Raw genomic sequence first — 11,289 nt, forward strand, 5'->3', positions numbered from 1 at the left:
AAAACAGCCACATTCTATCAAGAGAATGTGGCTGTTTTTAAAAGAAGAAGATGCATATCAACACACTGATGACGATGAAAAAAAGATACATGCAGTCGATCCATGAAGTGCTGATGACATGATAATACGTTCTCTCCCTCGTCCCTGTGAAGCCTCTTGCTTCCATCGCAATGGCTAGTCGTTCAGATTTCCGTACACCTTGCGTGAAAAGTGGGAGTGCATAACGTATAAAGGCTTTCCAGCTGTTTTTTTGCTTGTAACCTCTAATTTTATGTGCAGCCTTCATTTGCTTCAATTCACTTTGAAACAACGGGATAAACCGGAAGCCTGCCAGCATTCCATATGCCCATTTGGGTGACATTCGGCATTGATGGATTAAGCTCATCATAAAGGCCGTCAAATCAGTTGTTGATGTAAAAAGGAGACCAAATGTCACAAAGCCCAGCATTCTAAAAGAAATGGTCAGCCCATTTCTTAAACTCTCCTCTGTGATATGAAACCATGCCCACTTCCAAACTGTATGATCTCCCTTGCCAAAGGCCGCGATCATCCAAAACACGAGAATGAAAAAGAGCAGATAAGGTACAAGTCTGGTGATGAGGTATTTCAAATTCCAGCCGCCTAGGACAAGTCCAATTCCAAGTGCAAACAGCCAGATGATGAACGTCGTTTTAGGATCAGAAATCGCCATCAGACAGCACATCGCAAGGAGATGGGCGAGTAATTTCATGACTGGATTTACAGTGGATAGAAAGGAGTGATTACTTTGCAATCGTCATCACTTCCTTTCTTTCAGCCATATAGCGATAATGTAACGGCACTCTCAACTCACAGGAAGTGACAAGTTCCTGATGAGAAAACAAATCAAAAGGCGTACCATCATAAACATGCTCCCCTTGATGAAAAACAAGCACCTGATCAGCGCACTCATCAACGAGTTCCATATCATGTGTGACCATGATAATAGTGGTGCCTTGTCGTTGACATTCTTTTAAACGCCGGATTAACTCCCTCGCCGTTTTCTCATCCTGCCCGAAGGTCGGCTCATCTAAAATGAGTACATCCTGATCAAAAAGAAGCATCGTGGCAACACTTAATCTTCTTTTTTGTCCTAAGCTTAAGGTGAAAGGATGCGCGTCTCTATGCTTCTCTAGGCCGAACTCTGCTAATAGTTGATTCGTTTTTTCTTGCACCACAGACTCTGGCCAATTTCGCTGTCTCCCACCAAATGCGATTTCATCAAACACTGTATCCTGTATAAATTGAAGTTCTGGATTTTGAAATACAAAGCCTGCTTTTTCATATAATGTTCGGTCAGACCACTTTTTCAGGTGTTTTCCTTTTAAAAAAATGTGACCTTTCTTTATTGGCTCTAAACGGATGACATGTTTAAGAAACGTACTTTTTCCGCTTCCATTTTCACCGATGATCGCAACCCAATCACCTGCTTTTATATCAAGATGCAGGTCATCTATAATGCTTTTTTTCCCGTAGCTTAATTGTAGATGATCTGTGCGAATAATGACCTCTCGATCTGTTGTTGACAATTTCTCATGACGTTCTTTTCTCGCCTCAAAGGTTTGCAAGAGTGTTTGACTCAGTGGATGAAACGGATTTTGTAAGACATTGGACCATTTCTCGGGAAATATTTTCGGACGCCAAATGCCGGCATCTTTCATTTCTCCCTCAAATGTATTCATCACGTCTTTTGGCGTTCCATCTGCTATGATACAGCCTTGATGATCTACCAAGATCACCCGATCCATCCACTCGATGACACCGTCTAACACATGCTCCACAAAAATCATCGTCTGATTCTGTTCAGCTGAAAGCTGCTGAAGTAATTGAAATATCTCCATTCTTCCTGCTGGGTCAAGCTGTGCTGTCGGTTCATCAAAGAACAGGACATCTGGCTCTAATGCTAGTAAACAAGCAAGCGCCAACCGCTGCTTCATTCCGCCAGATAAGGTATGAATATCTGTATTTGGGTCGACATCCAGCTGTACCTTTTTCATGAGATGCTGAATCATGTCATCCATTTGTTCACGAGGGACAGATCGATTCTCTAAGCTAAACGCAATTTCTTCATTGACTCGGTGCATACAAAACTGCGAATCTGGGTCTTGAAACATGACACCAGTATGCCTTTGCCGCATCACTTCTCCCTGTACTTCAGCTTCCATATGCTCTGGAATAATGCCAGCAAGCACAGAAATCAGCGTAGATTTCCCGCTTCCACTTGGTCCTAATATCAGCACCTTTTCCCCCTTTTGAATAGAAAGAGATACTTGATGAAGAACGGGATTCGGCTGTTCATAAAAACGGACAGTGAGATTACTGCACGCGAGAAATGAATCCATGCTGGTCACCCTTACTTCGTTTTTCTTTCATGATGGCATATTGATTCAGCACACCCGTTTTAGATAAAGCATCCACCACAACCTTTGCCAAGCAACCGCCGAGTAACATACCGCTGATGACTTGAGTGACAAGTGTCATGAGTAACACTTGAGGCGTGTAATAGCCGAATCCATTGGCAATGAGGCTATATGCCATTGCCCCTACTGCTGCAAAGGCACCAGACAACATGAGTGTCCACATGCGATATCGCTTATAGCCAAAAAGAGCGAAGGCGATTTCTGCTCCAAGTCCTTGGCATACACCAATCAAAAGCGCAGAAAGACCGAAGTGGCTGCCTGTCAGTAATTCCACGGCAGCGGCAGCTGTTTCTGCGATGAGGGCAGCGCCAGGCTTTTGGATAATGTAAGCAACGATTGGACTGGCAATGACCCAAATTCCGAACATGATGTTGCCTCCTGCTGGACCGACAAGGGCTGTAATCGGTAAATAAAGAGTCGACCACCCTAAATAGATAACTCCGCATGCCACTGATAAAATGACAGCAAGAACGACTTCTTTCATCTTCCATGTCATGAAGAATGCACCTCCATTCGGACAGGCCACTCTTCGACAGTAAAGGCCATGTCCCAAAATTTATACTCAAGCTGACAGCTTAAGATGAAGTGCTGTTTCATTTTCTCCTTTTCCTTCTCACTTGCTCCTTCCGCCCACTGATCAAGCCGTTTGCAAAGCTCCACTGTAACAGAGTCCGTTAACCCGCCATAAAACATGATCCACTCATAGAATGGATGGGCAGGGTCGGGCTCAACATCTTTAAGCATTCGTTTGCCTATTTCCCAATAGGTCCAAGGGCAAGGGAGCAAAACCGCAATGATTTCTCCTAGCGTCCCTTCCTCGGCGACTTGCAGCATGTGATGAATATAGTGATGAGCACTTGGCGCCAAAGACGCACCTTGCAGTTCATCATAAGCGACACCTGCCACTCGGCAAAGGTTTTGATGAGGATGTGTCTCACTATCAAGGACAAAAGCCATTTGTTGATGGAAAAAGGTAATGTCCTCTCTGTCTGTACATCTGCTGATGGCTGCCGCATAAATTTTAATAAAGGCATTTAAATATTCTGTATCCTGTTTGACATAATGAATGATCTGTTCCTTTTCGAGTTCTCCTGCTGCGAGTCCTCTCACAAACGGATGCTGATAAATCGCTTCAAATAATGGTTCTGCTTCTTGCCTTAATTGGGTTGAAAATGTCATAAAAAAAGCCTCCTCTTTTTCAGTTGAATAAATGAAAAAGCCACCCCAAATGGAGCGGCCTTCTTATCGATTCAATCATGAATAAGACAAGGTCCAGCTCCACTTCCCTCCGCTAGTACAAACTAGATCAGGTTCAAAGGGTCCAAGATTTCCTCTTGTCTCAGTCATACATGACTCCCCTAGTGGACTTTTGTCATTTAATTATCTTTACTCTACACATGTGACGATTTGATGTCAACCGCCGATCTTAATTCAATGTATTGATCGTTGGCAGCTTCTCGATCCCTGCTGCATAGTAGAAATTAAGGACACTGAAGAAATCAATTGGCTTTCCTGTCTTTAAATCAACAGCCAAAATATGATCGCCGTAATTTGTCAGGTCATCAATGTCTAAACGCCTTGGCGTTGTCTTTCCGAGAGTATCAACAAAGCTGCTATGGTAGTACTGCCCACTAGCAAACGATGATTCATGATACATAAATAATGTCTCCACATCTAAGTAGACAAGAATGGCCTCAGAGGAACTCGCGTATGGAGCAGAGTACGATACTGGTGCCGAAATACTCTTCACTTTTACACTGTCAACAGAATGCGTTCTCTGTTGATATTTTCCATCATATGAGAAATAAAATACACGCTCCCATTTATAATCAGCGGTCTTAGATTGTTTGTTATACACTTTTGTACCATTTGCGAAAACATCCCCATTGGCATACGAAGCAACAAAGTATTGCAATGTTGATGACAGGGATTCAGCACCTGTGAAATTTGGTGGGTTTTTTGCATTCACCTGTAATGTATATGAGTCTCCAAAGTCTCCACCGCTAGTAATACCAAACGCATAATCACCCGCTGGTAAATTGCTTAACGCAAGCAGACTGCCTGCCGGTTGAATCAGATCCGTTGGATAAGCTTGTCCTTCTTCATAATCAATAACAAATAACTGAACGAAATAATCAGCATTTGGAGAGGTAATCCGGCTGATGAGCGCCTGAGGGGACGATGTACTTAAGAACCATAAATCAACTGGATCTTCCTCGTTTAAAACTGCCGATTGATTAATGGCTAGTCCATCAATAGAGCGAACGGCAGACGTGCGCATCTTTCCATCTGCAGCCGCTTTTCGTTTAATACTTATTCCCTTTTTCTTATCTACTTTAAATGATTTTTTTACTTCCTTCTGTTGAACCGCAGTCCCTTTATCCTGCTTTTCAAACGACTCTTGCACTTGCTGAATGGCTTTTTCAGTCAGTGGCGATACTTTTTCACTTGATTTTGGTGCATCTTCTGCTTTGATTGCTGTTGAAAATAAACCTGTTGTGACCAATAAAATAGACAGTAAGGCGGCGGTGATTTTGACATAAAATGCTCTCACAGGAACATCCCCTTTTCCCTAATTTGGGTTTTTTACCCTGTGATTATTTTACCATTTTTCTAATACTTGTTTTGGACTTTTCAGGAAATTTTTATAACAAAAAACCAGCCGTATGAGTCACGACTGGTTTATTTGATGATTTATGCAATGGTTTTGACAAATAAACGTGCTGTTTCTGCACTTGATCCTGGATTTTGTCCAGTAATGATTTGTCCGTCTACAACGGCGAATGGCGCAAATGCATCGCCTTTTTCAAATGCTGCCCCTTGCTCGCGAAGTTTTGTTTCCAATAAAAATGGAACTTTAGATGTCAGCTGAACAGCATCCTCTTCCTCATTTGTGAATCCTGTTATTTTCTTGCCGTCGATAAATGATTTTCCATCACGATCCTTCACATCAACAAAGGCAGAAACGCCATGGCAAACTGCCCCAACGGCTCCATTTTTGTCTGAAATCGCTAAGATCGCATCGGCAACCAATTGATTGGACGCAAAGTCGATCATTGGGCCATGTCCTCCAGCAAAGAAAATGCCATCATACTCAGCTGGATTTACATCGGTCAGTGCCTTTGTGTCTTGAAGTAATTCATACACATCTTGATATTGTGCTGGAACTCCTTCAGGAATTGAATTTTTATCGATCGGTACTGTTCCACCTTTTATTGAAACAATTTGCACGTTGAGTCCATTTTCTTTAAAAATATGAAATGGCTCGGCTAATTCTTCAAGCCATAAGCCTGTTGGGTGTCCGTTCATTTCTGAGCTGCTTGTTGATACTAATAAAACGTTCTTGCTCAACTTTATCATCCTTTCTATTTATCATGTGGCTATTTTATATTTTGCACAATTAAATATCAAGCAATCAGACTTGGATACAACTCTTTATGTTATACCCGATTTTTTAAAAAATATAGCCTCACTTCAAATCTAATCATTCTGTCACATTCTATTGACAGGGAATTTCATGTAAAATTGTGATGAAATGATATAATATGAGAAACAATTGACAGACCTCTTGCGCTAGAGGGAATTTAAAAGGAGTGGAAAAAGAGATGAAAACCTATTCGATTGTGATGATTATCATCACGCTCTGTATCATATTGGCTGTCTTTTTAATGAATCTTACGGGCGTCATGTATGGAAAAATCATATTGGCTGTCGCTGTTGCCCTTTGTCTTACGTCCATTATTCGTTTGATGGGAATGCGTAAAAGATAAAAGCCGCCCTCTAGGGCGGCTTTACCGTGTAGACAAACCCTCGCATTCCGTGTCAGTCCTGTGCTTCAGTGCTTACCAATGTCAAATTCGCTCCGATGCTCGTCCTTCCTAAACTGCAAAGGTTTTCTATCACGCTGATAGGATTATATAGCCAGGATAAGTGCAATTAATGCAAGAAACGCTGGTAACCCTTGTTTGATGATAATCGATTTATTAGACGTCACACCGCCAAATACTGCTGCGATGAACACACAAAGAACGAAAAATAGCTGAATCATATATCCTACGGTATTCGAACCAAGAATGAGCCCCCAAATGAGTCCAGCAGCTAGAAAGCCATTGTATAGCCCTTGATTAGCAAACATCACTTTCACATTTGGATCCTTTTGTAAGTGTTCAGGCAGATTGAAAGATCTTTTCGCCATTTTTGATTCCATAAAAAACATTTCTAGTAACATGATGACAATGTGCTCTAAAGCGACAATTCCTACTAAAATCATTGCTAAAATATTCAATTTAGTGAATTCCTTTCTGATAGACGGTCTCGTATTTGTATTTTGTCCGTGTATAAATCAAAGTCTTGGATTAGCTCTAACGCCTCATGAAAACGACTTTGTGGAATGTCTTTCATTTTTCTTACACCAAATTCCTTTTTAATAAAAGCCATGATGGTATTAATATGAAGCTTACCGTGGCCATCATACTCTAAATGGCTGCAAAAAGTCTGCATCGTCCCTCGAATCACCTTTAATTGCTTGGCAGTGACACAACTCATTGGTAACGCTCATCCTTTCTTGGTTTTTTAACAACTAAAAAGAACATTGAATGAAAGAAAAACCTTCCAATCTCTATTATATAATGGTTTCATTCGGATATCAAAATAAAAAAGAACAAACATTCGATCAAAGACGAGTCATACGCTAAAAATCCATGTCTTAACGTATCAAAAAGCCGGATTCATGGATAGAATCCGGCTTTTTGTTTAGTTGCTTTTAGAAATTAATACCTTTCCAACAGAACGGTCCTTACTTTGTCCGACGACTTTAAAGGATAGGCCGTATGTTGGCACATCACGTCCTGCATCCGGGTTATTTGGATTCACATAGTTCTTTTTATCACTAAATGTACGCGTTGGGCGGATATAGCGATCCTCTAAGGTTAAGCCTGTTGTCGCTGTATAATCAATATTCAGCTTCGTGCTTGGATTCAAAGAGAATGCTGCATCATGTACTTGGAAACCTGTCGCTGCAATAGAGCCGTCACTCCATTTCAACACTTGTTGATCTGCATCTACGACTCCAAGGAAGCCGTTCCCTGGATGTTTTCCAACCCAGTTATCACTGTACGATTGATCGACGTACCACACGACCAAACCGTTATTATAGCTCATCAGACTTGCTCCTCGTTTGATATGCTTTAAGCCTTTATCGACATCAGCATAAGAGCGCCATTCTAGTAAATAATACTGAGCGGCATATTGTTTTCCATTAGATTGAGAGAATCCGTTAAAAGTGAACGTGGACGTTCCTTCGGCATCATCTGACCACACTTTTGCTCCATCTGCTGTAATCTTTAGATCATCTACAAATAAACCTGGCAGTGAATATCCTGCATCGGTTGTATAGCGGAATTGCAGATCGATCTTCTTCCCTGCATAAGCAGAAAGGTCAAAAGTTGCATCTACCCAGCCATCTGATTTTCCATCGATGCCATTGCCTTCATTCGCTCCTGCCTCATTTCGATCATTCGTAATATTACCAGCAATGGTTGTCCATTTGTCTGTCCCAGTTTCACGAACTTCTACATACGCATAGTCATAATCTTCTTCGATATCGTACCATGCTTTAAACGTAAGCTCGGCTTTGCTTCCCTTCGACAAATCAATCCCTGATGTCGTCATGGTAGCATTCAAATTGTCACCTGTTCCGCTGAAGTATGAATATTGCCCTTGTGCAGGCTGAGTGACCACAATCTCTTTATCTGGCAAATCGACTCGAACCGCATCATGGTTGGTTCCTTTTGTTGCTGCTTCATCGATTAAAACTGTTTTGCTTTTTGTTAATGTCTTACCATCAATGGTTTTTCCAGAAAGCCAATTGCCGCCATGCAGGTTTTGAAGCATTTCTTTTGCATATGGACTAAAACCTGTTGGTTCCGTACCAGGTACTTTACCTGCCCAGCTTCCGCTTGACATGATAGACCAATAAGAAACGGGCTCTCCTCTGCCTGTGTATTGTGTATCGTATTCATCAGGCAGACCAAGATCATGTCCAAATTCATGTGTGAACACGCCTGCTGCGCCATCTTCAGGCTCAATTGTATAATCTAGAGCGCCTAACTTTCCGCCTTGACCCACTTCTGATTCAGTGTTTGGAATCTCAAATACATCACCAAGTGACCAGCGATGCGACCAAATCGCGTCAGAGCCAAGCTGTCCGCCGCCAGCTTCTTCACCTACGCCAGCGTGTACAACCATGAGGTGGTCAATGATACCGTCCGGCTCATTATAAACACCGTCTCCATCCATATCATAGCGGTCCCATTGATCATATTCACCAAGGTCAATGTTTGGATCCTTTGCCGCTGCTTCGAGGGCTTCTTTCACCAATTCGCGCGGTCTGCCGTCACTGCCTGATTCGTCTGGTACGTTCCCGCCATAATATGCTGCTTCATGCTTGGCTGTATACCATCCAGCTACTGTTCCACTAATCGTGTAGCTTCCACCGGACTGCTTTTCATAATACTGCTTCATAGATACTTTTCTTTTACCATCTGGACCGATGTAGCCATTTTTTCCGAAAAGCATATCTTGGTAATGCTGCTGATCGTACTTGTCATAGTACATATCAGTCTCTTCTTTTTTAATACTATTATGCTTATAATCTTTAAAATCTACTAATAATACCAAAACTTTATCATTACGGACGTCTCCTTTATATTTTTCCTTTTTCACCGGCTTTACTTGATTGCCTTCTTTTCCTTTATGCTTCTTTAACTTTTTCTTTTTGGCTAGTTTATTATGTACATTTTGTTTGTATTCTTTTAGGAATTCAGGTTCTTCTGTTAAGGTACTTGCGCTTTGTTTCATCGCTGCTTCTTCTTTTTTCTTTAGGTAGTTCTTTAATGCTTTTTGGGTTTCTGCCTCATTGGCATTCTTTTTGATCTTTCCTTGTTTTTTCAAGGCTTTGATGAGGCGGTCTTCATTGACAACACTTGCGTCGAATGGAATACCTGAATAATGACCGCCATCTGAGGATGTTGACTTTTCTGAGGTGTGGGCAGATAGAGGGGTGCTGAAAGCTGTCAATGTGCCTAAACTGAGGACAGCTGTTAGTGCGATGCTCGTCCATTTCCCTTTTTTCATATTGGTTCCTCCCTAATTTGGTAATAAATAATATCTAATTCTAGCATATTCCAATATACTTAAGTCGAAAAACATTTTATTTTCAGAAACTTTGTGGAAAATGCACAATACGAGATTGAAATAGGTGGAACGAATTGTCGAAAATAAAAGAACCCTAGGCTATAAATGCCTAGGGTGTTTGTTGTTTTTCTATGAAAGCTGCTCTCCTTGATATGCAACAACATCAAGTGGAGCGGCTAAAAATTCTTTTGCCTTTGCGACGAAAGCTTGGAAATGTGCACTTGCATTATGGCTTTGAACCGCTGCTTCATCTTTCCACACTTCGACCATTAAAAAGGTGTTTTCTTTCTCTGTATCCTTGAAAAGCTTGTAGGACACATTGCCTTCTTCTTCCTGTGAAGCTTTCATTAAACCGTTGATTTCTTGTAGAAATACGTTTTCTTTCTCTGGATGAATGGTCATCCCTGCATGAATAATAATCATATGATCGTCTCCCTTTTTTTAAAAATTATTTCCACTCTGTGATGCGATCGATCGGTAAACGGTAAGAAGCATAACCTTCATCAGCCGCTTTCCCAATGGATAGAAGCATAACTGGTACATAGCGCTCTTTATCCCAGCCGAATGTTTCAGCGATGACTTCTTTGTCATATCCGCCAATTGGGTTTGTATCATAGCCATGCGCACGAGCAGCAAGCATCAGCTGCATTGACACAAGTCCACCGTCAATTAAGATCGTTTCACGATTCACTTGCTCTGGAAGAGCTTCAAAATGTGCAGTTAATGCAGCAATTTGTCTTTCTTTTACTTCCTGCGGCATGTAGCCATTTTCTACTGCTTTTGAATAAATTTCTTCTAAGTATTCATTGTTTTTCATATCTGCAAACACAGCGATGACGGCTGATGATGTAGCTACTTGTGTTTGGTTGAATTTTGCGAGTGGTGCAAGCTTTTCTTTTCCTTCTGGGCTGTCAATGACCATGAAGCGCCAAGGCTGTGCATTCACTGATGATGGTGCTGTTGTTGCCTCTTCTAAAATCTCCGTCATTTCTTCTTTGCTAATTTTCACTGCTGGATCATAGTTACGAATGGAGCGGCGCCCTTTCATAATATCCATAAAATCGTTTGTTTTTAATGTTGTAGCCATGTGTAACACTCCTTTAGGTTGTTTGAATCTTCTCGATGTTTTGTTGTATACGGATGAGCACATCAGTGAGAAGCTTTCGTTCTTCATCACTTACGTTTTCAAGCATTTCTGAGATAAATCGTTCTTTTTCTTTTTTAGAAGCTTCGATTCTTGTTCTGCCTTCATCTGTCAGACGAACAAGCGTGACGCGATTATCTTCCGGCTTTCTTCTGCGCGTGACCATTCCTTTTGTTTCTAACTGTTTTAAGTGACGCGTCACAGCCGCACTATCAATATTTACTTTTTTCTGCAAATCGGATTGGCTGATTTCGTCGGCTTGGAATAACAGTGATAGCAACTCTAGTCTTGATTGGCTGATGCCCGTGCATGCTTCGAACTTCACACCCATCATACGGTTCACGCACTGCAAACGATATAATACCTCTGCTTCTTCAGAGCAAAATGCAGTCAATGCCATCCCCTCTTTTCTATTCAGATCAATTAGTTGATATATCAATCATTGACTCGTCAACTAATATACACCCATTGTTTCATGATTGCAAGAGGTTTGTTTCATAAAGTGAAATTTTT

General features: G+C 41.4%; 12 protein-coding genes, 1 pseudogene and 1 riboswitch. Of the genes and pseudogenes, 1 reads left to right on the forward strand and 12 read right to left on the reverse strand.

The features are described 5' to 3' along the window. Positions 1-37: 37 nt before the first annotated feature. The 6 genes from M2369_RS07465 to M2369_RS07490 all read right to left on the reverse strand — a co-directional run bounded on the left by M2369_RS07465 (position 38) and on the right by M2369_RS07490 (position 5,789). Entirely contained in the window at positions 38-772 is a 735-nt protein-coding gene (locus tag M2369_RS07465) for an energy-coupling factor transporter transmembrane component T family protein (protein WP_024719222.1), read from the reverse strand. Continuing rightward, the gene (locus M2369_RS07470; RefSeq protein WP_259253911.1) at positions 762-2,360 is read right to left on the reverse strand and encodes an ABC transporter ATP-binding protein; all 1,599 of its coding nucleotides are present in this window, start codon (positions 2,358-2,360) and stop codon (positions 762-764) included. The genes M2369_RS07465 and M2369_RS07470 overlap by 11 nt, the downstream gene beginning before the upstream one ends. Continuing rightward, positions 2,335-2,934 carry an ECF transporter S component gene (locus M2369_RS07475; protein ID WP_019743666.1) on the reverse strand — a complete coding sequence of 200 codons (600 nt, stop codon included), beginning with the start codon at positions 2,932-2,934 and terminating at the stop codon, positions 2,335-2,337. Before M2369_RS07475 ends, M2369_RS07470 begins: the two co-directional genes overlap by 26 nt. Beyond that, positions 2,931-3,617 carry a thiaminase II gene (gene tenA / locus M2369_RS07480; protein WP_045033728.1) on the reverse strand — a complete coding sequence of 229 codons (687 nt, stop codon included), beginning with the start codon at positions 3,615-3,617 and terminating at the stop codon, positions 2,931-2,933. The genes M2369_RS07475 and tenA overlap by 4 nt, the downstream gene beginning before the upstream one ends. A gap of 87 nt (positions 3,618-3,704) precedes the next feature. Further along, positions 3,705-3,808: riboswitch (TPP riboswitch) on the reverse strand. A gap of 56 nt (positions 3,809-3,864) precedes the next feature. Further along, on the reverse strand, positions 3,865-4,992 hold the full coding sequence (locus M2369_RS07485) for a hypothetical protein (protein ID WP_045033726.1): 1,128 nt from the start codon (positions 4,990-4,992) through the stop codon (positions 3,865-3,867). Between the two features lie 140 nt (positions 4,993-5,132). Beyond that, positions 5,133-5,789, reverse strand: coding sequence for a type 1 glutamine amidotransferase domain-containing protein (locus tag M2369_RS07490; protein ID WP_017358640.1), 657 nt, complete (start codon positions 5,787-5,789; stop codon positions 5,133-5,135). A 224-nt stretch (positions 5,790-6,013) separates the two neighbouring features. Here M2369_RS07490 and M2369_RS07495 point away from each other — a divergent pair. Next, positions 6,014-6,208: pseudogene (locus M2369_RS07495) on the forward strand (hypothetical protein); the annotation flags it as partial. A 143-nt stretch (positions 6,209-6,351) separates the two neighbouring features. Here the strand turns inward: M2369_RS07495 and M2369_RS07500 are convergent. The 6 genes from M2369_RS07500 to M2369_RS07525 form a co-directional block, all read right to left on the reverse strand. After that, positions 6,352-6,723 (reverse strand): DUF1304 domain-containing protein, encoded by a 372-nt coding sequence (locus tag M2369_RS07500; protein WP_007498006.1) that lies wholly within the window; start codon positions 6,721-6,723, stop codon positions 6,352-6,354. Continuing rightward, complete coding sequence (locus M2369_RS07505; RefSeq protein WP_008345710.1) at positions 6,720-6,983, reverse strand: ORF6C domain-containing protein; 264 nt, start codon at positions 6,981-6,983, stop codon at positions 6,720-6,722. Before M2369_RS07505 ends, M2369_RS07500 begins: the two co-directional genes overlap by 4 nt. Positions 6,984-7,190: 207 nt before the next feature. After that, positions 7,191-9,572, reverse strand: coding sequence for an immune inhibitor A domain-containing protein (locus tag M2369_RS07510; protein ID WP_041508006.1), 2,382 nt, complete (start codon positions 9,570-9,572; stop codon positions 7,191-7,193). 189 nt (positions 9,573-9,761) lie between these two features. Continuing rightward, complete coding sequence (locus M2369_RS07515) at positions 9,762-10,055, reverse strand: putative quinol monooxygenase (protein ID WP_041508007.1); 294 nt, start codon at positions 10,053-10,055, stop codon at positions 9,762-9,764. 25 nt (positions 10,056-10,080) lie between these two features. Next, on the reverse strand, positions 10,081-10,719 hold the full coding sequence (locus M2369_RS07520) for a nitroreductase family protein (RefSeq protein ID WP_017368360.1): 639 nt from the start codon (positions 10,717-10,719) through the stop codon (positions 10,081-10,083). A gap of 13 nt (positions 10,720-10,732) precedes the next feature. Continuing rightward, positions 10,733-11,176, reverse strand: coding sequence for a MarR family winged helix-turn-helix transcriptional regulator (locus tag M2369_RS07525; protein WP_045033720.1), 444 nt, complete (start codon positions 11,174-11,176; stop codon positions 10,733-10,735). Between the last annotated feature and the right edge of the window lie 113 nt (positions 11,177-11,289).

Origin of the sequence: Bacillus sp. JUb11 (assembly GCF_024807925.1) — a bacterium.
In the GTDB taxonomy this organism is placed as follows: Bacteria; Bacillota; Bacilli; order Bacillales; family Bacillaceae; genus Bacillus; species Bacillus altitudinis.